The following is a 25164-nucleotide window of genomic DNA, read 5'->3' as shown; positions in this document are numbered from 1 at the left end:
GTATCTTCTTTATATTTTCTTTATATCGATTTTAACGATAGTATAAAGTCTATTGAAGCAGACTGTATAAGAGCTGTTTATAGATCTCATGGCTTTTACTTTCCCAAGCATCACATATCTTTAATGCTTCCTCTTTTTCAGTTACCCTTAGATTAATCTCTATAAGATTCTTATTATCTTCTTTGGCAATACAATTGACATAAAAATCACCATTTTTTTCAGGTATGTAGTCGGCTACAACATCAAATTTGGACTTAATATCATATTTATTATTTTTAAGATATATAATCATATCATCCTTGATGCTTTCGGGTATATGGTTTTTGAAGTACTCTAAGGTCTCGCAACCGGCATCTGTGATATCATAGATCGTATGGCTGGATATCTTAGAGGATTTAAGGAGTCTAGCATCCATCATCTGTCCGATATAAGTCTGAAGGGAAAAGTAATCCGTATAGTCAGAAACCAATAAAAAATCAGAGAGTTGGGTATTAGATAGGGGTAATCCTGCTTTTTCAATTAGGAACAAGATCATAAGTTTGTTTAGACTTAGCTCATAATCGTTACCGGTCATGTTCATACCTTCTTTCGTTGTTTTCTATTAATTTTCCTTGCCATAAATCTCTATCCTTAAAACATTGATGAATTTTATTCAGAACACCACGCTTGTTTAGGCTCCATAAGGGGGCAATCAAATCCTCTTTTGGTGCATCACCGGTAATTCGATGAATAACCATGTTGGGACTTATATTAGCAATGGCGGTGACAATTAAGTTAGCATAAGTATCAAGGGACAATACTCTAAAAGGTTTTTCCTCATATAAACGCCCCAAGTCCGTATTTCTAAGGATTTGGAGAAGTTGAATTTTTATGCCGTGGACTTTAGATTGATGAACATATGCTACACTTTCTAAAAATTGCGCATCTGTTTCTGTTGGGAGTCCGGCAATCAAGTGGACCACAACTTTTATATTAATAGCATGCAGACTTTGGACGGCATGATCATATACTTCCAAGGGATAGCACCTTCTAATGAAACTTGAGGTCTTTTCGTGAATACTTTGTAGTCCTAGCTCTACCCATACAGGTTTAATTTGATTTAATTCTTCCAATAAGTCAAGAATCTCTTTTGACAAACAATCCGGTCGCGTCGCAATAGAAAGACCTACAATGTCTGGTCTTTGGATGATGCTTCTATAAGTAGCCCTTATATAGTCTATGGGACCATAGGTATTGGTAAAAGACTGGAAATAAGCGATAAAATGATGTCCTTCGTATTTCTTTAATAACAAATTTTTGGCTTTTTCCAGTTGCCTTTCAAGGGTTGAAGCTGAAGGTGTTGCAAAATCACCGGAACCGGAACCAGAGCAAAAAATACAGCCTCTATCATCCAAAGTACCGTCTCTGTTGGGACAAGTCAAGCCAATATCCAAAGCAATCTTGTATGTCTTCTGACCAAACAGCTGATGATAATATGCGTTTAGGCTATAATAGGGTTTTTGATCAGGCCATAACATAAGCAGGCTCCTTTTTACATTCTCTAGCATTCTGTCCCTATTTTAACAGATTTTCATTCCAAAGTCATTCAAAAAGTGGCGATGGACAGTAAAATAACCACATTAAAGAATGTGGTTATTTTGATGAGGGGAGTATAAATAATTAATAAGGGGTTATATAGTGGGTACGAATCTTGTTCCAATAAGAAGGGAGAACAAAATCCATCCACAACCTAATTATAATATATGTATTTCTATAAAACAATACCTAAATCAAATAAATTACAAATAATTTTATTTATAAGATTTCTTCGATGGCTAGGTGGGGTGAAGTCATAAGGTCGATGATTTCTTGATTGACTTGTACAATAGGCTTCGAAGGTGATGTATTATGTATGAAGATAATCTTACCTTTTCGTTGATCTGAAAGCCGTACACTCTCGCCTAAATAATTGTGGGCAATATTTTCAAGGAAGATATATAAAAACCGCGCATCTAAAAAGCCATAAGATTCCTGTTCAAACATCTGTATGACTTTAAAAGGTGAGAATTTTTGGTGATAGGTCCGATTTGATGTCATAGCATCATAGGTATCTAGTATGGCCAGTATCTTACCAAAGTCTGATATAGAATCACCCTTAAGACCAAAAGGATAGCCGCTACCGTCGTTACGTTCATGATGCATGAGGACACCTTGCTTAACTCTTTCAGGGATATCCTGATCTTTCAGAAGGTTATAACCTAAGAGAGCATGTTGTTTGACGGTAATAAATTCTTCTTCACTCAGTCGTCCTGGCTTATTTAGGATGGCTTGATCAATCTGGGTCTTGCCAATATCATGAACCAAACCGGCTAAAGTCAAATCCTCAATCTCATCGGAAGGCATTTTGAGCCAGTGTCCGAATATATTACAAAGCATGGAAACATTCAGGGAATGGACATAAGTATGTCCTATATCGGACCTTAAATGATTCATATAATTAAAAAGTTCACTTTTAAGTCTTAAAGAGCCCATTAAGGTTTCGGTGCTTTTGATTAACCGTTCAGGATCAATACTTTTTCCATCACTGATGGCCAAGAGCTCATTTTTTACAGATGATTCTACTTGAACAAAAGTTTCCTTGAAATTCTGGTAGTTGATACTTTTTGGCTCGTAGGCAACGATGGATTCTTGGTCAGAACCTGGATGCTCTTTGTTATAATCTTGGCGTTCTTGCACGGTAAGGGTCTCAGTAGCATCTATAATTGGGCTATATTCCTTAATAACAACACTTAGAATCTGATAAAGGTTCATACGAAAGATATGCTTCTCGGTGATGCTTGTATCCTTAGGGATTAACAGCATACCATTTGGAGCAATGACATTTTCGGCTAATTCCATGTGTATTTTGATTTGGTTCACACTTATTCGTTTACGTGTATAATCGGTCATCTAGACTCCTTCGGCATAACGGGGTTAAACCACTTTTCTCCATACTTTAGGAAATTCCTATTATAGCTTTCAGCTTTGAAACATAGCTGAAAGCGTTGAGGAACTTTCCAGCCGTGAATAATTTGCAAGCAAACCGAGGCACAGCCTCTTTATTCCTTTACTCTAAGAAAGTGCTCAAATTAGCATTATGTCTTGAAGATTGACATGATGCGTTGAGGAAACTTCTTATCGTAGTACGAAATATGCCTTCGGCATATCGCGGTTAAACCGCTTTTCTCCATACTCTAGGAAACTCCTATTATAGCTTTCAGCTTTGAAACATAGCTGAAAGCGTTGAGGAACTTTCCTGCCGTGAATAATTTGCAAGCAAACCGAGGCACAGCCTCTTTATTCTTTATTATACCAAATTATGGTGGAAAAGGAAACTGACATCATTGTGAGAAGGTTTTATGTCGGTGAAGGACATGTTTATTATAGAAAATTTTGCTAACATTTTTAACCGAATTGTTATTGAAAAAACATATAAAACAAGATATAAGTATGTTAGAATAAATCGATACTTGATCTATAGGAAGGTATTGCATCAAAACCTAATTTTGATTCTTTAACCACCTGAGGATTAAAATGTCAAGACGAAGAAGAGGTAAGAGAAGATGAATAAAAAGCACTTTATGAGAGGCGCCATGTCCTTTTTGTTAGCAGGTGCCCTAACGATACAACCCCTAACAATGGCGGTTGAAGCAAATGACACAACTTACTATGAAAAAACCACACAGAAGCAAGTGACCAGTGGTCTCACCTATGAAAAAAAAGCCAAGCTCACCAGTCGAGGATGGGTGGATATCCATGTCTTAAAGATGGATCTAAATAACCCTTATGTGGATCTTGATATCTTAAGATCGACAAATATTTTTGGAGAAAAACTCACAGTCTCCTCGATGGTTAACCAATCTGCTAAAAATGTAGCTGGCATTAACGCATCTTTTTTTAATACGAAGGAGAATCCTTCTGACATCATTGGTGCGGAATATAAAGATGGCTATGTGGTGCTTCAGAATCTTTATAATCATTATGATAAGGGGGTGGCATCTCTAATACAAACAGAAGAATCCATTTTCCTTGATTTTTTTAGTGGCGATATACGCCTGAAAAATTCAGCAGGTATAGTAATGGACCTGTATGGCATCAACAAAATTAATGTTCAAGTAAAACCGGTTATTTTTGATCAAAAAACAATTAAAACAACGGCCGAAAGTCTTCGTATCAATAACTCCTATAAGATGGTAGTGGTAGATGGTGTGATTGTTGATCACAAAATGCCAATGGAAAACGTGGCCATACCGGAAAATGGTTATATTATATCCATGTACAAAGGTTTGTATGAAATTTATTTTGAGACCTTTAAGATTGGTGAGAAGGTAACACTCAATATTGCCAATAGTCTAGCAGATAATCCCATCAAGATGATTCTAAGTGGTGGTGGTAAGATTATTGAAAACGGGTCTATCGTTGAAAAAGGTACGATATTATCCAAAAACACCAATAGTCCTAGAACCGCAGTTGGTATAACCCAGAATCAAGACTATTTAATAGCTATGGTGGTAGATGGGCGTGGACAAAGCATAGGAACCACCCACTCGGAATTGGGAAAATATTTATTGGAATATGGTGCCTACAACGCCATTCACTATGATGGTGGTGGATCTTCAAGTATGGTAGCACGGCCACTTGGTGCGTTTACGTCAAACCTTGTGAGTAAACCTTCAGATGGTACTGAACGTAAAGTGGTTAATGCCTTGGGCTTTGTGACGACAGCACCGGTGGGTAACATAGAGAATATTGTTCTAGTGCCGAATAAGAACAGAACCATGATTAACCAACCCATTACTTTTACGGTTGTAGGTTATGATGAATATTACAATCCTGTAAATATAGATCATAGCAATGTAAGTTTTTCAGTAGATGGCTTACGTGGTAATTGGAGCGGTATGACTTATGTACCGACTATTTCCGGTAAAGGAAGGGTTTTTGCAGAGTATAAGGGTAAATCAGCATCCACAACCATCAACGCTATAGATGGTTATATTGGACTTGCTCTTGGCCATAAGGTGTTACAGATACCTCAAAATGGTACGGGACAGTTCAGTCTTCTAGCGACTGACAGAGATGGTTATAAGACCGCTATTGATATTAAGCAAGCGACATATACTGTAGAAGATCCAAGTCTTGGTCAGTTTGAAGGTGGGGTATTTAAGGCAGGTCAGAAAGTAGGTACAACAAAAGTAACCATTGGTCTAAAGGGTATTGAAGTAACCGGTTATATTATCGTCGGCGAACAAAAGGCCTTGGTAACAGATTTTGAGAACCTTGTACCAACGACCATGTTTTATCCGGAAACAGCTACAGGACAAAGTGTACTTGATAAGACCCAGCTTGTAGACCCTTCACAGAAAACCTCGGTTAAGGTAGATTACAGCTTCAAGAAGGCTGAAACGACACAGGCCGTTTACACGGTGTTTGATACTAATCCTCTTATAATCCCGTCTAAGGCGAACAGTCTTTCTCTTCAATTATATGGCGACAATAGCGGGCTTATGTTTAGAGGAAAGATTGTAGACAGTAAGAATGTATCCCATCTCATCACCTTCACCAATGCTATTGATTTTACAGGCTGGAAGAAGTTGACGGCAACTTTACCGGCAGAGGTTTCTTATCCTATCACAATAGAAAGACTCTATGTTGCCAGTGTCAATGCCAAAGCAGACATTCAAGGCACGCTCTATTATGATATGCTTGAAAAAAGCATACCTTTTGAAACAAGTCACTTGGAAGGTTATGACATTAATAGTCTAAATGATCCTTTACAGGAAAACAGACCCACTGACGGAAAATTTAACGTTTCTGTATTTGGAACCACAAGCGGACGCAACACATTACTAGATGAAGTTGTAATGGCAAAAACCTATGAGGTTATGAATCAAAGTGACTTGGCAATCTATTCAGGGTTTTCAAATGTGGATCAAAGTCAATTAAAAAGTAAGACGGAAGTCTGGCAAGATCAATATAAAGTAAGTGATTATCCTGAAGTTAAGGTCATCCATTTGTCAACATCTAAGAATTCCTTATACAAAACAGACGGCGCCCAAATCAAAAAATTAGAAGCAGAGCTTTCAAATACAGATCAAAAACATATTATCATAATCGGTAATAACAGCCCGGTCAAAACCGGTAACTTTACAGACAAAAGAGAAGCAGAGCTGATTCATAGTATACTAAGAGACTATAAGGAAAAGACAGGCAAGAATATTTTCTATATCAATGCCAACGGTTATACATTTGGTGTTAATTATCTTGAAGGAATTCGGTATGTAGACATGAACGGATTGTGGTATAATGCACAAGGGAGATCCTTAAATATTAACAACCAGTTTTATATGTTGAATTTTTATATGGATCAAAATGAGTTGCAGTATAAGATTGAGAATCTATACACAGCAATCAGTACCGAATAAAACCGATGGAGCATACGCATGAAATTTTTAAGTCTAAGTAAAAGGATACACAATTCATCATTTGGCTATTTACCGGTCAAGATAGTTGAAGGTATTGTTGGCTTGTTGACCCTCCGGGTATACACCGGCTTATTTTCTACAGATATATTTGGTGAATATCAGCTGATCAATCCTTACATCAATATCGTCCATCTTTTGCTTATTGGTTGGATTGCCAACGCTTCCATTAGGTATATTGGCCAATATGTTAATAGTGACCAGGAAGAGAGAGAAAACTTTTTTTCAACCTATTTTATTATTTGGTCCTTATTAATCATCCTTGCATCACTGGTTATGGTAATCTCGGCTTTCCTATTGCCCGGTGTTTTTGGTCAAATGCATTTATCATTAATGTTAGCGATTCTAATGGTGCTTGTCGGGTACAGTTTTAACCAAAATATATTAAGTCTTTTATTGTTTGTGGACAAAAGAGGTCTAAATATTATTTTGCTCTTAACAGCTTCCATGGGAAAACTCTTACTTACGATTCTAATATATAAGATGGTTGGTGATACTGTTCTAGCTATTTTATTATCCCATGGTATTATAGACATAACAACAGGTTTGGTTGCCATGAGAGCCTTAGACATAAGACATAAAGTTCGACTCCAAAGTGTTTCTACGGAGATATTAACAACTTTTTTAAGGTACGGCTTTCCATTAATTGGACTTACACTTACCATGTCTTTACTGAATTTTTCAGACAGATATGTGATCACCTATTATTTTGATAAATCCTATGTAGGCATCTATGGTGCCAATTACGCTTTGCCGGCAGCTATATTTACCATGATTATGATTGGTATGAACAGAAGCTATTATCCGAATCTGATAAAAGCTTATAATGAGCAAGATGAAGAAAAGGTAACGCGACTGTTGAAAAACGGCACAAAGAATTACATACTCATTGCCTTGCCGGCTGCTGTAGGGCTTTTTGTAATTGCAAAACCTTTGGCCACATTGTTCCTAGATTACAAGTATGTCGGTGGTAGCCATGTGATTGGCATCATTGCCTTTGGTATGTTTTTTCTGGGACTTACAGAATACGTTAACAAAGGCTGGGAACTTAAAGGTAGCACGGTCAATATATTACGAAATTGTTTCATTGCCGCTTTGTTTAACATGGTACTCAACATTCTATTTGTCGGTAAATATGGCTACATCTTTGCAGCATATACCACATTATTTGCCTATATTATCTATTTTATGCTGAGTTATGTATTTAGAAACAAAGCCATTCCCTTTTACATCGAAAGGAAGGCCATATTAAAGATTGTACTATCGGCCTTTATGATGGGTATTGTGGTTAAAGGTGTTATCGTTTGGATGGGCTATAGTAATATGAGTACCATCATAGGTATAATATCCGGCGGTCTCATTTATTTTATACTGTTGTATATATTAGGTGAGCTTGAAAATATTAAAGAATTCTTAAAGGGTGGGTGACTATGAAGCATTTGTGCTTGGTACTTTACTATTTGATTGGGAAAAGAATGCCCGCATCGGACGGGTATCTAACATTTGGTGCCAAAAAGATCAGAGCTTTTCTGGTTAAGAGAATTTTTGACCGGGTAGGACAAGATGTGAATATCGAGAAGAACGTGTTTTTTGGAAAAGGCGCAGGCATATCCATAGGTGATCGTTCAGGCATTGGCCTTAATGCTCGTATTCAGGGCCCCCTAACCATAGGAAAATATGTAATGATGGGTCCGGATGTCATCATCTATACTAGGAATCATGATATACAAAATACAAGTGTACCCATGATTGATAGCGGGGAAACATCACCAAGAGCAGTTATCATTGAAGATGATGTCTGGATTGGTGCTAGAGCCATTATTTTACCGGGTGTTAGGATCGGTCAAGGTGCGGTTGTGGGTGCCGGTGCGGTCGTTACCAAAGACGTCGACAACTATGCCATTATCGGAGGTGTACCGGCGAAAATTATCGGTCATAGAACCCATCAACCACTTTGAAAATATAAGACGTTATGGTATTATAGGTATGTAGTTTTGTTAATAACTTAACTTTTAGTTATTTTTTCATCTGAAGTGGATTAGGCTGGCTTGCTAACCAAGAACTTAGAAATTATGTGGAAAAGTTGAGTTAATATATAAATATCAAAATAGAATAACTGGAGGCGCTATGAAGAAAAAAATATGTGTACTGGGACTTGGATATATTGGACTACCAACATCGGCTATGTTTGCCAATAATGGACATGAAGTTATAGGTGTTGACGTTAATGAAGCGGTTGTTAATAACCTGAATGCAGGTAAAATCATTATTGAAGAACCATTCTTGGATGCTTTGGTTTATGAAGTGGTCAGCCTTGGTAAGCTAAAAGCAAAGACAACACCGGAAGAAGCGGATGTTTTTATCATAGCGGTGCCTACGCCAATCAATGAAGATAAAACAGCCATGATGGATTATGTAGAAGCGGCAACAAGAAGCATTGTACCATTCCTTAAGAAAAACGACATGGTTATATTAGAATCTACGTCACCACCAGGTACGGTAGAAAAGTTAATGATGCCCATACTAGAAGGCGCTGATTTGAATCCTTATGAGGACTTATATGTAGCACATTCTCCTGAACGTGTTATTCCGGGTAAGATATTAATAGAGCTTGTAGAGAACAATCGAATCGTCGGCGGTATTAACGAAATATCATCGAAAAAAGTTAAAAAGCTCTATGAGTCTTTTGTAAAAGGTGAGATTTTCCTAACGGATCCAACAACAGCAGAGATGTGTAAACTTATGGAAAACACCTTTAGAGATGTTAATATTGCATTGGCCAATGAATTGGCGCTGATATGTGAAGACCTAGGCATTAATGCTTGGGATGTTAGAACGTTTTCTAACAAACACCCAAGGGTGGATATTCACATGCCCGGTCCCGGTGTAGGTGGTCATTGTTTAGCGGTGGATCCATGGTTTATTGTTGAGAAATTCCCTCAAACAGCTAAGATTATAAAGTTAGCAAGAGAAACCAATGATGCAATGCCGGCCCATGTATTCTCCAAATCAAAAAAGATACTGGGTCAATTAGCAGGTAAAAAAATTACCATATTAGGTATTACCTATAAACCGGACATCGATGATTTAAGAGAAAGCCCAATACTTGAGCTGATTGAACTTTTTGAAGAAGTTAAGGACATTAGGCTTAGCCTTTTTGATCCTTTTGTTAAGGAGTTCAAGCACCTTGAAGATGATATCAAGGTAGCTTGTACAGATTCTGATCTGATTATACTGGGTGTGAATCATAAAGCTTTCGAAGATATTGATTTTAATGAAATTAAGCCTCTTGTTAAAGATGGGCATATCCTAGATACAAGGAATTTCTACGACGCAGATAAGATTAACGCTTTAGGATTTGACTACCATCTGCTTGGAAAGGGAACTGTTTAATGCAAAAGAAGAAAGTATTGATACTGGCCTATCAATTTCCGCCTATGGGTGGTGCCGGTGTCCAAAGAACGTTGAAGTTTGCCAAGTATTTGCCACAGTTTGGATGGGAACCGATTATATACACCGTTGATCATAAAAAAGGGGTCAATGATCCTACTTTAAGCGATGAGGTTAACCATATACGTATCATTCGGACCAAGAGCCATGATTTGACCCATTGGAAAAAGCCCTTTCATATCCTTGGCAAATTCCTATCAAGAAAATTGCTCATACCGGATGGAGAATGGCTTTGGTATAGAAAAAACAGAAGAAGCATACTGGAGTATGTAAAAGAGATACAACCGGATGTGATCTATAGCACCTCTTATCCATATAGTGACCATCTTTTAGGCTTATATGTTAAAAAGCATTATAAAGATATTCCTTGGGTGGTTGATTTTAGGGATGAGTGGACAAAGAATCCTTATATATTGGATATGAACTACAGCACCTATCGAAGAAAGATTGAGCAGAAAATGGAAGCAGATGTGATTGCCCACTGCGATTACTTCATTACGAATTCTCCTTTTATGTTAGAAGGTTTTATGAAGGATTATGATTTGAAAGACCGATCGATCGTCATACCCAACGGCTATGACGTTTCTGATTTTGAAGGCCTACAAGTCCAGACAACGAGAAGAGAAAAACTAACTATGACCTATGCCGGTTCTATGTATGGTCGTAGAAAACCGGATTATTTTTTAAGAGCTTTGAACAAAGCTATTGAAGATCAGCTTGTAGATGAAAAGGATATCCTGCTACAGTTTGTAGGTGATTTTTCCAAGCAGAATATTGAGAAAATCTCAGGTATGTTGGGCGATAAAAAAATCGTGCAATTCTATCCTTATATGGAACACAAGAAAAGCATTGAGTTTCTTCTGAATTCAGATGTTCTTTTATTGATTGTGGGTAAAGGTATCGGAGATAAGAATTTTTATACCGGAAAAATATTTGAATATATTAATACCCAAAAAACCATATTGGGCTTAGTGCCAGAAGATGGGGCAGCAGCTATGGTCATCGAAGAAACCAAGACCGGATACGTTGTCGATAGTACAGATGTGGATAAGATAGCAACATGTATTGGAGATATTTACAGCAGATGGAAACAGGAAACACTTGAAGTACAGCCAAATTATGAAGCTATTTGTCAATATGATCGGGTGAATCTCACCAATCAGTTATCCAAGATTCTGGACCAAGTTTCAAAGGGATGATAGGCTGTGATAGAACTGAAGCAGTGAAAGGTGTATTTTATGAATGAGAATAGTGGTAATCGATTAAAAGTTCTTCATATCATAAGCGGTGGTGATACCGGTGGTGCAAAAACCAGTGTGATTACCTTATTAAGGTGCCTTAAAGATATGATTGATATCAAACTGGTTTGTTTTATTGAAAGTGATTTCACAAAAGAAGCCAAAGAACAGGGCATTGATTTGACGATAATGAAACAGAAAAACCGTTTTGATATGACAGTGGTGAATAAGCTTACGGATTATATTCATAAGGAAGGCTTCGACTTAATCAACTGTCACGGTGCCAGAGCCAATTTTATTGCGTCTAAGCTAAAAAACAAAACCGAAATCAAGCGTGTCACAACGATTCACAGTGACTATGAACATGATTTTGACAACAATATCTATAAGAAAATCATATTCACGATGTTAAATAAGAAAAGTCTTAAGACTTTTGATGGTTTTATTACCATGGCCAAAGATTTTAAAAAGGACATGATGCGAAGAGGTTTTGATAATATTTATGTAGCCTATAATGGGATTGCAAAGCATCAGTCTCATACTGAAACGACGAAAGAAGATTTTTGTAGAAGACAAAATATTCCCTATAAAGAAAATAGCTTTGTAGTTGGATCAGCCACAAGATTGCATCCGGTCAAAGGTATTGATGTCCTCCTTAAGGCCTGTACGATTATTAAGACCTACTCAGAGGATATTGTTTTTTGGATTGCCGGTTATGGAGATGAAAAATATTTACGAGAGTATGAAGAGTATATCCGAAAAAATGAATTGGAAGCTACGGTTCATCTTATTGGCTTTGTTAAAGAGATCGACGCTTTTTATCAAGTCATTGATATCAATACCATTACCTCCCATAGTGAGGCGGTATGCTATGCTCTACTCGAAGGTGCAAGGTTCGCTAAGCCTTCTATAGGGTCAAGGGTGGGTGGTATTCCGGAGTTGATTGAAGACGGTGTAACGGGCTTGTTGTTTCCGGATAACGATAGTGAGAAGCTAGCAGCATCCATCATAAAAATATATGAAGATCAGGCTTTGGCACAAAGACTTGGAACACATTTACATGATAAAGTTATGGCTGAATTTACAGATGAAGCAATGGCAAAGCGATATGTTGAGATCTATCAAGAAATGTTGAGAGGATAAGGATATGAAGAGAAAAATCAATAGCATTGACATCTTAATAGCACTTGGTATTGTTGTATTACTGGTGGGTGCCTATATGTATATGTCACGAAGTCAAGTTGATGATGGTTTTACAATTAGCTCGGATCATAGAGTGAGTTTTATGGTAGAGACAGATAAGTTGCCACTTGGCATGGGTGAGCGGATTCATATAGGTGACCAGTTGGTAGCAAGTGGGCGCTATCAAGATGCTTATGTGACAGATGTTAGTATTACCGAGTCCATGGAAGTGATTGCAAACGATGGTGTTTTCGTAGAAGTGGTGAACCCAACCAAAGAACTCGTTCGGGTTACTGTGGATGCAAAGGTGAACAAATACGGACCCTATCGGGATTTATCAGGACAAGAGATTAAGGCAGGTTTGGATTTTTGGTTTAAAACAGATGACGTCGTGACCTTGACAAAAATCGTCCAAATGGTTGAAGAGGAGAATTAAGATGAAGCTCATCACGAGAGAAGGTAAGTTATTTAATAAAATACATATATTTGATCTACTGTTTCTGATGTTACTCATTGTGGTATTACTTGGTGCCATAAGTAAATTCTCAGGCAAGAACATCATAAATCTGACAACCAATACAGAAAATGTCATGGTCGAGTTCACGGTCGAAACCTATCCTTTCCAAGAGGACTATTTTGCTTCAATTAAGGTAGGGGACAAGCTGGCCGAAGATAAGAAATACATTAACGGTACGGTAACGGATGTTCAGATTATCGACAATATATTAGCTTTACCGGACAATAATGGTCAGATGGTAACCGAATCAGATCCTTATAAGAAGAAGGCTTTGGTTACATCGCGCGTGGAAATGTCTTATAAAGACCCGGTTTATAAAATGGGAAAAGAAGAGATGGTGGTAGGTAATATCTTTTATTTTACAACAGAAAAGGTTAAGCTATCCTCTGTGATCGTGGATTTTAAAATAGTCAAGTAAATGGGGAAAACCATGGATATTCTAAGAAGAAAAATATATGAAAGCTTTATATTCAATTTTATATTGAACTTGGTGGAGATGGCGAAACACAGTCATGTGATGAAACCGAATTCAAAGACCCTTATTAAGACCCATCCGGAAAAGTTTATGGATTTCTTTTTGATACGTTTTTTGTTGTTTATTGACGAGATTCTTGAAAAAGCCTTCAAGCCTTTTCGTAAATTATGGGATCAAAGTTGGTTGGTTGTTTTCTTTAGAGGTGTCTACAAGAACCTGACAAAAAACAGTTTTGTCGGTGCGATTGTTAAAGAAGCTAACTTTATCTATATCATTGCCCTATATGTATATGTGGATAAGCTCGTTAGAATTGTTGCAGGCCCTTTATCCGGTACATGGGATGAATTACTTTTTCTACTCATTGTAGCTTTCTTTGTTTATAGACGTATTATATGGAACAAAAGGTATGTCTATTCAGCGATGGATCTACCGATTGCTTTCTTTGCATTGATGTTTATGCTGTTGGTATTTATGAATTCACCAGACTTTGCTGTTGCCATTGAAGGCTTTAGAGTGGTAGTACAACATGTTCTTTGGTATTATTTGGCCCTACAGTTATTAAGAGACAGAATGATTATACATAGGACCCTCTGGATATTCATCGTTGGTATAGGCTTGTTAGGTTTTCACGGCATCTATCAATATTTGACCAAAGCACCTATGCTGGGCAATTGGGTGGATAGTGGAGAGACCATTACCACGAGAGCCTATTCCATTATTGACAGTCCCAATGCATTTGCGTCTCTATTGGTTTTATTCATACCTATTGGATTTGCTATGTTTATCGCTCATAAGGATATAATACTTAAAATAATAGCCCTTATTTTTACACTGGCAATGGGTGTCAGTCTATTAGTAACCTTCTCAAGAGGTGCTTGGATTGCTGCGTTTTTATCCATTATCGTTTTCTTCTTATTTATGGCAAGACGTATGATTTTATTTATCTTTGCTGTGGTGTTAGCAGCGCTCTTTAATTTAGACGCTATTTATAACCGTTTTAGTTACATGTTTACCCAAGAGTATAGGATAAAATCAGCCAATGGTGGTCGGATTTATAGATACAACTATGGTCTTGACAAGGTTGCCAATGATAAGACCATTGGTCTTGGTTTAGGCAGATTCGGTGGTGCAGTTGCAACCAATCATAACCTCTCGCCTTTTTATATGGACAACTATTACCTAAAGACTTTTATTGAGACTGGCTATGTCGGCATCACAACTTATGCACTTTTAATTATGACCCTACTTTTTAATAGTGTAAGATATATTCTAGGCATCACGGAAAAAGAAAATCGGATTTTAGCTTATGGCATTTTTTCAGGTATGATTGGTGTGCTTATTCATAATTTTGTTGAAAATATTTTTGAATTACCTTTCATGGTGATTTATTTCTGGGTTTGTGCTGCAATCATTGTAGCCATGTATAAGTGTGGCCATAGAAAGGATGTTGATTAATTTGAAAAAAATATTAATATCCGGTTATTATGGCTACTTTAATTCAGGTGATGATGCTATTTTAACGTCAATATGTAAAGATATTAGAGAAATATCACTCGAACATGAAATCACCATATTATCCAATAATCCTCCCAGTACCAGATTGGAATATGGTGTTGCAGCTGTGGAAAAATTCAACTTTGTCAAAGTAATCAAGGCCATCATCAAAAGTGACATCGTTCTTATGGGTGGTGGTAGTCTGTTGCAAGATGAGACCAGCAACAGATCCCTGTATTATTACCTTTTCATACTATGGTTTGCAAGAATAAGTAGAAAAAAAATCATGCTCTATGCCAACGGCATCGGTCCAATCGGTCATCGCTTCAATCGTTTTTTGACGAAGTTAGTGGTCAATCAAGTGGATATTATTACTTTACGTGAACGTATGTCACAAAGTGAACTTAAACACATGGGTATTGATCGTCCGGAGATTCATGTAACGGCAGATCCGGTGTTTTCTTTTCCACCACTGGATGTGCATATTGATGAGATTCTAAAGGAAGCGCATATTGAAAAAGATGATAAGTTGGTTGGCGTTCTATTTAGAGAATGGAAAAACAGTCACCACTGCAGTAGAAAAATAGCCGAGATCTGTGACTACTTAAGTACAAGCTATGGTGCCAAAATCATACTTATCCCGATGAAACATCCTGCTGATTTAGTGACTTGCGAAGCCATATCAAGCTATATGAAAAACGAAGCAGTTATACTAAGGCACAAGTATGATGCCAAAACTTTGATTGAGATCATGGGGGAAATGACCTTGGTGCTTAGTATGCGCCTTCATGCATTACTCTATGCAGCACTAAAAGATGTGCCTATGATTGGATTTTCTTATTCTCACAAAGTTAGATATTATATGAAGGAATTGGATCAACCTTATATAGAAGATGTAACTGATTTTGAAACTGAAGAAGTGAAAGTCATCTTGAATGAGATTTTTGATCATTACGAAGACATTCGAGAAAAAATCCACGAAAAAGTAACGGAGATGCGTCTAAAAGCAGATCAAAATAAAATGTTGCTTGAGAAAATCATGACGCTATAGTAAAGCTTTATTAAGAAGGTGTGTTGGATGTTGTTGAAGTCTTGGTATACAAAAAAAATAAATATAGGTTTCATATTCATAGCCATCTTTATGGGTATGCTCATTATGAGCGGTCAAGAAATCACAGCATCAACATTACCGGCGGTTCATGAGAAAGTCACGACAGAGCAAGTGGCCAAAGGGTTAATCTATGAGGTTAAAGGTCGGTTAACAGCGAAGGGGTGGGTGAACCTTCATGTTATGAAAATGGCATTGTCTGAACCAACTTTAATACTGGATACCATTACGAGCAGAAACCATACTAATGACATGGAAACCTTAGTTGAAATGACGGCCCATGATGCTACCTATACCGGTGCCATAGGTGGTACAATCAAGGATATCTTTGAAGGGAATGTGATTGATGAAGAACGATTGCTTGAGGCCCTAGAAGATGAAGGTGTCTTGCTTCAAGACGGTGAAAAAGTATGGGAAGGCAATAAAAAAGAGAATGAGCGTATGGCCAGATCCGTCTATGGTGTTACGACAGACCGTCAGACACTGGTTTTTATAGTGGCAGAATATAATCAAAGCAGCATTGGCGCTACCCATGAAGAGATGCAAGATTATTTGTTAGATTATGATGTTGTAGATGCTTTGTATATAGATGAAGAGGATGCACCTTCTATGGCGATTCGTGGTCCGGGTGCCTTTGCCTTAACCCAAAGAAATGTCCTAATGGACGAGACGATACCGATGACAACGATTGGACTGGGCATCCGATCAGAGGCACCGGCAACAGAGGCTTACAACCTATTAATTAAAGTGGATAAATCACCATATATGGTGTCAAAACCAATTGGTATTAAGCTTTTAGCCAGAGACATGAATTATAACCCTGTGGCCATAGATGCAGGTCAGATTGCATGGAGTATGTCCGGTGGGTTTGGTACGATTAGCAACAATACCTTCATCCCTATGGAAGGGGGAAAAACCACCATAACTGCCTATTATCAAGGGAAACGAACGAGCATAACCTTGAATATATTTGATCCGGATACCAAGGATCCATTATATGAAGCCTTGCCTGAAGCCGGTTTTACGGTCAATATTTTTGGAACAACGGTTAAACAAAACCGGTTGCTAGATAGCATTGTTATGGAAAAGGTATATGAAACAATGAACGGCGCAGGCTACGGTATTTTTGCCGGTCAGACCCATATTGACGGAAATAAACTGCTCAAAAATCATTATATCTACAAGAACCAATATAGCGTTTTAGACATGGAAGGGGCTAGGCTAATATCTCTTGCTATGGGCACAGGCAGTATGGTGATGACCGATGAAACACAATGGAATAAGTTAAAAACCACACTTGCCACAACGGTTCAAAATACAATCATTATTCTTGGAACACAGAGCCTTACCAGCAATGAAAAAGGATTTTTTCAATATGAGCGTCAACAAATCCATGAACTATTAAGAGAATTTGTTGCCAAGTCCGGTAAGAATGTATTTTATATTAATGCCGGAGCAACAGAAGACAAAAATCAGTGGTATGATGGTGTTCGTTACATCGATTTAAACGGTCTTTTGTACCAAGTAGAAGAGAATAACAGTGTGAACCTGTACGACAGCTTTCAGACCCTTAGTTTTACATTTTCAGGAAGTAGTAAAATGACCTATCGATTGACAGACCTGTATCCTAAGACAACCGTATCCAGATAAATGCGAGGTTCCCATGGTAAGAAATAAAAAAGATTCATCCCTAAATATGATTGTGGTCATTATTGGGCTAACCTTGATTGGCAAAGTGGTGGGGTTATTAAGAGATACCTTTATCGGCTACAAATTAGGTGCTGATTTTGAATCCGATGTTTTCTTTATGACTTTAAGTTTGACCACCAGTGTGTTTCTTGGTATTGGTAGCGCGATCGCCACCAATATCATTCCTATATTTGTCCGGTATAGAAAAAACCAAGAAGATACCAAGGGTATTAGCAGTATTTTTAATGCAGTTGTTTTATTATCTCTTGTGATGGGCATTGCTTATTATATAGCAGCGCCATGGATTGTAAAGCTGTTTGCGACGGGTTATACCGGTGAAAAACTTGAGATGACCATACAAATGACCCGGATTATGATACCTTCCATCTTGTTTATTTCTCTAACCTATCTGTTTGTAGGTGCTATGCAAGCCCATGAAAAGTTTATCTTACCAGCAATGATTAGTTTTCCATATAACATTCTGTTCTTCATCTATCTGGCTATCGGTATTGAAACAAACGGTATTGCAGGCCTTGCCTTAATCACCATGATCGGGTGGTTGCTTCAGATGATTGTCCTAGCACCTTCAGTTATTAAACATAAACTGGTACCTCTTATGGGGCATATTGATTTTAAGCACCCGGCGTTAAAACACTTTTTTATTGGGATTATTCCCATCATCTTGGTTACATTGACCCATCAGTTCAATATTGTCATAGACAACAAAGCTGCTTCTTTTCTAGGTGACGGAAATGTCTCTGCTATTTATTATGGTAATATGCTTTTTAAGGCTATAGTAACAACAACGGTATATGGTATTACGGCGGTCATGTTTCCAAAATTCAATGAGAAGTTCCTAGATGAAAACCATGAAGGCTTATATCAATCTGTCATTAACGTTCTAAGGAGTGTATTATTACTCTTGATTCCGATGTCCATTGGTTTGATACTGACCGGCCCCTATGTGATTGCCCTTATTTTTGAACGGGGTGTCTTTGACGCAAGCGGCACCATCGCCACCACCATTGCTTTTACCGGATATACCTCTTTTATGATTGCTTTCGGGTTTATAGATGTATTAAATAAAGCCTACTATACGCTAGGCATTCGACGAATCCCTTTGCTTATAGGCGGCTTCATTATTTTGGTGAATATTGGACTTAATAATCTTTTAGTGGGCAAGTATGGCTTTGCAGGCATCGCCAACGGTACATCCATTGCCTTCTACTGTGGTGCTGTACTCAGCTTCTTTCTCTTTAGCAGGCAGTTCAATTCATTTCCTCTTCACCGATTCTTTAACACCTTGTTTAAGACCTTAATGGCCACTGCGGTCATGGGTGGTAGTGTATATTTGTTAAATCAGTATTTGAACCCCATGTTGGGTGTATCAACTAAAGGTAACTTAGCCATAATAGGAATAGATATCACCCTCGGTATGGTCATCTATGGGTTGACCTTAATCCTACTTAAAGAGCAGCTCATCTACAATATCTACAAGCAAATACGAGATAAATTCAAACAAAAACATGCTTAAGGTCTTATAGATGCATCAATTCTTCTAATACTCTACCTTCTACTTTCTCCATTTTAAGGCCTAACAAAGCGGCAAAGGTGGGTCCTTCATCAACCAGGTGACTGTGCAATAGCACAGCGCCTTTTTTAATGGAAGGGCCTTTCATTAAGAGTAAGGTTTTTTGATCCGGGTGCTCAGGCATAAAACCATGATCACCAATATAGGTGTCCGGATCGTCTTTACTATCATGTATGATTTTACCTGAGGCACTGTTTCTAAAAACATGACGGTCCTTAGCTTCTAGAATATAGCTAAAGTCTCCGGATAAGTTGTATTTTTCGGAAGCTTCATCATGGGTCAACATGAAGCGTAGTGGCGTTTCAGGCATTTTTGTAAAAGCCTCTAAGACCACTTTGATTTTTGTTCGTATCTCTTCTGTAGCTTTTTCATGAATATGAATCTGACATGAGCCACCACAAGTACAAGCATAGGCTTGCCATGAAGTAATCTTATTGTCAGCATCGGTTGTAAGAAGGCCTTCTTTTTTAAATAAACTATTGATCTCAATAACGGTATCAAAATCATGGGTCCCGTGGTCCCCAAGTAAAACAATATTGGTATGTGGCAGTTGACCGTTTTTTTCAAGGGTTTGAATCAAGCGTTCAATGCGCTGGTCAATACGCTTTAAGGCTTTGAGACTTTCTTTACTCTTTAGGCCATGGATATGTCGCATGGTATCCAGCTCTGTAAAATGTATGGCCATTAGATTGGGCTTTTTCTTCTTTAAGATATAATGGGAAACAGCTTCACTAAAATTATCCAAGTAAGGCTGGGTCGTGCCTTTTAATAGTCGCTTATACTTGACTACAGGCCATAACATATTTTTAGTGCCATAATCCCAGAAAAGCTTAAGACGGCTAATGGAATGATCTGGTGACCAGATTTCAGGGATATTGTAATCGATGTTAGCACCAGCCATAACCGGCCACAAGACAGCCGCGGTTTTTAGACCGGCCTGATTGGCATAATCAAAAAAAGTAGGTACTTTAATGTCCCGTTCATACCAATGCCAATCTTGAAGGGTTGCTTTGGCAGGATCAGGAAGTTCATTGTTATAGATGCCATGAACAGAAGGGTAGTGGCCGGTGGACAAAGAAGTATGACAGGTATAAGTGACGGTTGGGTAAACACTGGTCACTTCTTTAACATGAGCACCTTCACGTAGAAAGCCGGCAAAAGTTGGCAGGCCTAATAAGGTCTTATAGTCCAACTTATTTAGGGCATCCACACTGATAATGATCAAATTATTTTTTGTTTGCATACTTTGCCTCCTGTAGCTTAAAACGTCATAAGGTCGCCCATGTTATAGAGACCAGCAGGTTTGCCATCTAAGAATCTGGCAGCATTCACAGCACCTACGGCAAAAATACGTTTGGACATGGCTTTGTGATTGATTTCAATAATCTCATCTTCGCCGGCAAAAATAACATCATGTTCACCAACGATGGTACCACCACGAATGGCATGGATACCAATCTCTTTCTTGGGTCGTTTAATGCGTTCTGCACTACGATCATATTTGTAATTATAAGTATGATCCAGTGTATAGTTGATGCCGTCTGCGATGGCTAGAGCCGTACCGCTTGGTGCATCAACTTTCTGGTTATGATGTTTCTCGATGATCTCAATATCAAAGTTCGCATCCGTCAGAATTTTTGTTGCTTTTTGAGCCAAGCTAATCAGCAAATTAATACCAAGGGACATATTGGCTGAAAACAATACAGCAACTTTTTCACTGATTGCCTTAAGATGTGCTACTTGGTCTTCACTAAGACCGGTGGTACATACAACGATAGGGATACTTGTTTTAGCACTATAATCTAAGATGGCGTCAACGGCATTTGCATTTGAGAAATCGATGATGACATCTGCTTTTACATGACATTGTTCCGGTGTTTCAAACACTGGGTAAGGGTTTTCTATGCCCATATAAGGGTCGATACCGGCTACGATGGTCACTTGATCGTTTTCTGCTACCAATGAGGATATAACCTGACCCATTTTGCCGTTACAACCGTGCATAATAATTCGTGTCATGGCGAACCTCCTTTTATTGCACGTTCAAGCCCATATCAAGCATAGCTTTTTTTAGATACTCGACATTGGCAGGTTCCATTTCAAAAAGCGGTCCTCTTGTAGGTCCTACATTCATCCCCATAAGATTAAGGGCTTTTTTTATAGGTACGGGATTGACTTCACAGAAGATGGCTTTTGTCAGCTCGTGCATCTTAAGTTGTCTGGCAAGGGCACCTTCTAAGTCACCGGTTCTATAATTGGCCACGATATCATGGGTTTCTTTTGGTAAGATATTGGCAATAACAGAAACAACACCTTTGCCACCAAGGGCAAGAAGGGGGAGAATCTGATCATCGTTACCGGAGTATATGTCCAATCGACCTTCTACTGCATGGGCAAGATCAACCACTTGGGCAATGTTGCCACTGGCTTCTTTGATGGCAACGATGTTGTCAACAAGAGATAGTGCTTTTGCAGTTGAAGGTTCTATATTAAGGCCTGTTCTTGATGGTACGTTATAGAGCATAATAGGAATACTTACAGCAGCAGCAATCTCCGTATAATGACGGATAAGGCCTTTTTGTGTGGTTTTGTTATAATAGGGTGTTACAAGGAGCAAGGCATCTGCACCAAGTGCTTCTGCTTTTTGCGAAAGCTCAATACCATGGGCGGTATGGTTACTACCTGTACCGGCCATAACAGGTACACGTTTATTCGTATGTTCTACAGCTACACGGATACATTCTAATTGTTCTTCATCTGTGAGTGTGGATGCTTCGCCAGTGGTACCGCATATAACGATACAATTGGTGCCGTGATCGATTTGAAAATCAATCAGTTCTCTTAATTTGTCATAGTTAACACTTTCGTCTACATTCATAGGTGTTACTATTGCTACGCCGGATCCGGTAAATATTGACATATGATTCCTCCTAAAGTTTAATCGATGATTGAGTAACTTTACCCATTTTTTGACAATAAAAAACAGTCAACAAGTGCGACTGTGCATTCTCAGAATGATAAGACACAAGTAGCACTTCATATACGCAAGGTATACGACAGTCAAATGGCTGTTAACCAGTTGCCCAGGAAGGGGCTTACAGGTAACCCAAACCTTCGGCGACATCTCCTTTAATTATACATCATTTGCACCTGAATGCATCCATATAATGACTCTTAGCTATCGCGCCTCTACTTTCGTTGATGAACAACAAGGTTCAAAACAACGTATAAAATTGAGTTAATCTTATCATTTTTTCAGTCAACTGTCAAATGAATAGAATAAGTACAGCCCCAAGAATCGGGCTTTTATCCCAAGTCTTGAGGCTGCTATTTTCTTCTTAGATATTAGATGAGCCTTGGCACGTACATTAGATCATACGAGTTAATAAAGACTGGCTGCGTTGAATGAATTTTGTCATGGCTTCAGCATCAAGAGGCTTATGGCTCATGAGTGCCAAATCATATAAATGCTCACAGAAAAGCTTCACATCTTCTTTCTTATCCGCTTCCGCCTGGTGGGTGAGTATGAAGTCGACAATCTTGTTTTTCTTATTCAAAATCAAAGTCTCATCACTTGGCATATCTCCAAGTCCCATACCCATAAAGCCGTACATCTTGCTCATGTCTTGCATTCTTCTGGATTCTTCAGCAAGTACAATAACGGCAGAGATGTCTTCTGATTTGAGAGACTCCAGTTGAACCTTAATGTCTTCTTTAGACAGAACCTCTGCAAAAAGCTTTTGAAGTTGTTCAGCAGATGCGTTATGGGCATCTTGATCATCTTCATGTATTTCTTCTTTCATTACATCCGTTAAGTCAGCATCAATTCTTGCAAACTTAACATCGCTCGTTTTAGCTTCAATATGAGAGATAAAAGCCTGATCGATGCTATGTTCTAAGATGACTGCTTCCATATCATGGTCTTTGAACATCTTAATATATTGGGCTTGTTGTACCGGATCGGTGACATAATAGACCTTATTTTCATGCTTATCTTTATTACGTTCCAGATAGTCACTTAGAACCACATAGTCGCCGGTTGTTGTTTTGTATAAGATAATGTCTTTAACTTTGTCATAGAACTTTTCGTCTCTAAGTCCACCGAATTTGATGAAGGGGTGGATGTCGCCCCAGAATTTCTCATAGGATGCTTTATCACTTTTATGTAGGCTTTTTAAGCGATCGGCCACTTTCTTAGATATATAATCCGAGATTTTCTTAACAAAACCATCGTTTTGTAGGAAGCTTCTTGAGACATTCAGAGGTAAGTCAGGACAGTCAATCACACCTTTTAACAACAATAAGAATTCGGGAATGACTTCCTTAATGTTTTGTGCAACAAACACTTGGCTGTTGTAAAGCTTAATCTGACCTTCGATGTTCTCAAACTCGTTGCCAAGCTTAGGGAAGTATAGGATACCCTTAAGATTGAAGGGATAATCCATGTTCAAATGAATCCAGAACAAAGGCTCTTTAAAATCCATGAAAGTATCACGGTAGAAAGCCTTGTATTCTTCATCCGTACATTCACTGGGTTGTTTTAGATATAAGGGTGAGATCTCATTTAAAGGCTTAGGTTCAACGACCTTATCTTCGCTGTCTTTATCTGTTTCTGTTGTTTTTTCTTCTTCTTTGCCGACTTCTTCGAAATAAATCTCATAAGGCATGAAAGAACAGTATTTTTCAATGGTGCTCTTAATCTTATAAGCATTTTTGAACTCTTTGCCATCTTCTCCTAGATGCAAGATAATGTCTGTACCTCTTTCGCTTCTGTCACCATCTTCTAGTTTGAATTCAGTGCCGCCGTCACATGTCCAGTGAATGGGTGTTGCATCTTGTTTGTATGAAAGAGACTTGATCTCCACCTGCCCTGCTACCATAAAAGCGGAATAGAAGCCAAGGCCAAAATGTCCGATAATCTGCTCGGAATCTGCTTTATCCTTATAGGTGTTCAGGAAATCTTCAGCACCAGAAAAAGCAATCTGATTGATGTATTTCTTAACTTCTTCAGCGGTCAGACCAATACCATTGTCTGTAAAAGTCAAGGTGTCTGCCTTTTCGTCATAACGCACGACAATCTTGTAAGCTTCATCTGAAGGGAGTTCTACTTCACCCATAGTCGCTAGTTTTCTTAATTTGGTTATGGCATCACTGCCATTTGAAATCAATTCTCTTACAAAGATATCGTGGTCAGAATACAACCATTTTTTAATTATTGGGAAAATATTTTCGCTGTGTATAGACAAGCTTCCTTTTTCAATGCTCATGCTATAACCTCCTCTTATATGTAATTATGATTAATATAACCATATCCAATGTATATGATAGTCGTTCCTACATAGATTGTCAAGAAAAATTTAGCACTCTCATGAGAAGAGTGCTAAAAGCAAAACTATATTTTAATCATAATCAGCTCATTTTTTTTGAAGAACTGGGTAATCATAGCATCAAAGGCATACTCTAGAGACTTGTCCAAGGTAAATTGGTTATAATTCACACCAGTGGTAAGTTTAACATGTTGACCGTCAAATAGGATATTCAAGATGAAGCCTTTAATAGGATGACCGGAAAGGCTTTGGCCATGGCGTCTTAGAATCTCTTCAGTAGCGTCTTGAGATAGGGTTAAGGTAAGCTTCATACCGGTGGGTCTTAGACTTTGTTTCAAAACTGTTGCCACCACAGGTTTAATATAGGTCCAGGCAACATATTCATCGATGGATTGAATCTGGGCATCTTCCTTAGACATGTAACCTGAATTAACGGCCCCGTTAACAGAGAATCGGCACAAGGTATCTAAGTCAAGAGATAAGACCAGGAAATTATCAAAAATATCGGTTTTAATGAGTTGGTTCATAAAGGTTTTCGTGTCGTCAGCAATTAATCCAATCATGTGATTCCTCTCATAAGCTAGAATGATTTTATT

At 38.1% G+C, this 25164-nt stretch carries 19 protein-coding genes, 1 pseudogene and 1 riboswitch; of the genes and pseudogenes, 12 read left to right on the top strand and 8 right to left on the bottom strand.

Features of this window, described 5'->3' with window-relative positions; genetic code table 11:
* Positions 1 to 49: 49 nt before the first annotated feature.
* The 3 genes from PATL70BA_RS06900 to PATL70BA_RS06890 all read right to left on the bottom strand — a co-directional run bounded on the left by PATL70BA_RS06900 (position 50) and on the right by PATL70BA_RS06890 (position 2928).
* Positions 50 to 574: a DUF4364 family protein gene (locus PATL70BA_RS06900; protein WP_172596144.1), complete on the bottom strand. Its 525-nt coding sequence runs from the start codon at positions 572 to 574 to the stop codon at positions 50 to 52.
* Positions 564 to 1517, bottom strand: coding sequence for a TIGR01212 family radical SAM protein (locus PATL70BA_RS06895; RefSeq protein ID WP_125136688.1), 954 nt, complete (start codon positions 1515 to 1517; stop codon positions 564 to 566). The genes PATL70BA_RS06900 and PATL70BA_RS06895 overlap by 11 nt, the downstream gene beginning before the upstream one ends.
* Positions 1518 to 1794: 277 nt before the next feature.
* A complete protein-coding gene (locus tag PATL70BA_RS06890) occupies positions 1795 to 2928 on the bottom strand; it encodes an HD-GYP domain-containing protein (RefSeq protein ID WP_125136687.1) in 1134 nt (377 codons plus the stop codon).
* Positions 2929 to 3581: 653 nt separating this feature from the next.
* On the opposite strand from PATL70BA_RS06890, the gene PATL70BA_RS06885 reads away from it, so the two are divergent.
* The 12 genes and pseudogenes from PATL70BA_RS06885 (at position 3582) to murJ (ending at position 19184) form a co-directional block, all read left to right on the top strand.
* Positions 3582 to 6440, top strand: a complete 2859-nt coding sequence (locus tag PATL70BA_RS06885) for a phosphodiester glycosidase family protein (RefSeq protein ID WP_125136686.1) — start codon at positions 3582 to 3584, stop codon at positions 6438 to 6440.
* A gap of 18 nt (positions 6441 to 6458) precedes the next feature.
* Positions 6459 to 7925, top strand: coding sequence for a lipopolysaccharide biosynthesis protein (locus PATL70BA_RS06880; protein WP_125136685.1), 1467 nt, complete (start codon positions 6459 to 6461; stop codon positions 7923 to 7925).
* Between the two features lie 356 nt (positions 7926 to 8281).
* A pseudogene (locus tag PATL70BA_RS17100) lies at positions 8282 to 8437 on the top strand (DapH/DapD/GlmU-related protein); the annotation flags it as partial.
* Positions 8438 to 8624: 187 nt separating this feature from the next.
* Positions 8625 to 9890 carry a nucleotide sugar dehydrogenase gene (locus PATL70BA_RS06870; RefSeq protein ID WP_125136683.1) on the top strand — a complete coding sequence of 422 codons (1266 nt, stop codon included), beginning with the start codon at positions 8625 to 8627 and terminating at the stop codon, positions 9888 to 9890.
* Positions 9890 to 11146 carry a glycosyltransferase family 4 protein gene (locus tag PATL70BA_RS06865; RefSeq protein ID WP_125136682.1) on the top strand — a complete coding sequence of 419 codons (1257 nt, stop codon included), beginning with the start codon at positions 9890 to 9892 and terminating at the stop codon, positions 11144 to 11146. The genes PATL70BA_RS06870 and PATL70BA_RS06865 overlap by 1 nt, the downstream gene beginning before the upstream one ends.
* Positions 11147 to 11185: 39 nt before the next feature.
* A complete protein-coding gene (locus tag PATL70BA_RS06860; RefSeq protein ID WP_125136681.1) occupies positions 11186 to 12328 on the top strand; it encodes a glycosyltransferase family 4 protein in 1143 nt (380 codons plus the stop codon).
* A gap of 4 nt (positions 12329 to 12332) precedes the next feature.
* On the top strand, positions 12333 to 12803 hold the full coding sequence (locus PATL70BA_RS06855) for a DUF4330 family protein (protein WP_125136680.1): 471 nt from the start codon (positions 12333 to 12335) through the stop codon (positions 12801 to 12803).
* 1 nt (position 12804) lies between these two features.
* Positions 12805 to 13302 (top strand): DUF4330 domain-containing protein, encoded by a 498-nt coding sequence (locus PATL70BA_RS06850; protein WP_125136679.1) that lies wholly within the window; start codon positions 12805 to 12807, stop codon positions 13300 to 13302.
* Positions 13303 to 14814: an O-antigen ligase family protein gene (locus PATL70BA_RS06845; RefSeq protein WP_125136678.1), complete on the top strand. Its 1512-nt coding sequence runs from the start codon at positions 13303 to 13305 to the stop codon at positions 14812 to 14814. It abuts the gene before it with no gap.
* 1 nt (position 14815) lies between these two features.
* On the top strand, positions 14816 to 15904 hold the full coding sequence (gene csaB / locus PATL70BA_RS06840; protein ID WP_172596143.1) for a polysaccharide pyruvyl transferase CsaB: 1089 nt from the start codon (positions 14816 to 14818) through the stop codon (positions 15902 to 15904).
* 27 nt (positions 15905 to 15931) lie between these two features.
* Positions 15932 to 17611, top strand: coding sequence for a phosphodiester glycosidase family protein (locus tag PATL70BA_RS06835; RefSeq protein ID WP_125136676.1), 1680 nt, complete (start codon positions 15932 to 15934; stop codon positions 17609 to 17611).
* A 13-nt stretch (positions 17612 to 17624) separates the two neighbouring features.
* Entirely contained in the window at positions 17625 to 19184 is a 1560-nt protein-coding gene (murJ, locus tag PATL70BA_RS06830) for a murein biosynthesis integral membrane protein MurJ (protein WP_125136675.1), read from the top strand.
* 4 nt (positions 19185 to 19188) lie between these two features.
* On the opposite strand, the gene PATL70BA_RS06825 is transcribed toward murJ, so the two are convergent.
* From PATL70BA_RS06825 to PATL70BA_RS06805, 5 genes are all read right to left on the bottom strand, one after another.
* Positions 19189 to 20484, bottom strand: coding sequence for an alkaline phosphatase family protein (locus PATL70BA_RS06825; RefSeq protein WP_125136674.1), 1296 nt, complete (start codon positions 20482 to 20484; stop codon positions 19189 to 19191).
* 17 nt (positions 20485 to 20501) lie between these two features.
* Positions 20502 to 21260 (bottom strand): 4-hydroxy-tetrahydrodipicolinate reductase, encoded by a 759-nt coding sequence (gene dapB / locus PATL70BA_RS06820; RefSeq protein WP_125136673.1) that lies wholly within the window; start codon positions 21258 to 21260, stop codon positions 20502 to 20504.
* A gap of 13 nt (positions 21261 to 21273) precedes the next feature.
* A complete protein-coding gene (gene dapA / locus PATL70BA_RS06815; protein ID WP_125136672.1) occupies positions 21274 to 22161 on the bottom strand; it encodes a 4-hydroxy-tetrahydrodipicolinate synthase in 888 nt (295 codons plus the stop codon).
* 101 nt (positions 22162 to 22262) lie between these two features.
* Positions 22263 to 22441: riboswitch (Lysine riboswitch) on the bottom strand.
* A gap of 168 nt (positions 22442 to 22609) precedes the next feature.
* Entirely contained in the window at positions 22610 to 24508 is a 1899-nt protein-coding gene (gene htpG, locus PATL70BA_RS06810; protein ID WP_125136671.1) for a molecular chaperone HtpG, read from the bottom strand.
* 125 nt (positions 24509 to 24633) lie between these two features.
* Positions 24634 to 25131 carry a DUF5721 family protein gene (locus PATL70BA_RS06805; RefSeq protein WP_125136670.1) on the bottom strand — a complete coding sequence of 166 codons (498 nt, stop codon included), beginning with the start codon at positions 25129 to 25131 and terminating at the stop codon, positions 24634 to 24636.
* Positions 25132 to 25164 lie beyond the last annotated feature (33 nt).

The organism is Petrocella atlantisensis (assembly GCF_900538275.1).
Classification (GTDB): domain Bacteria; phylum Bacillota; class Clostridia; order Lachnospirales; family Vallitaleaceae; genus Petrocella; species Petrocella atlantisensis.
This window is presented reverse-complemented; position numbering and strand designations above follow the sequence as displayed.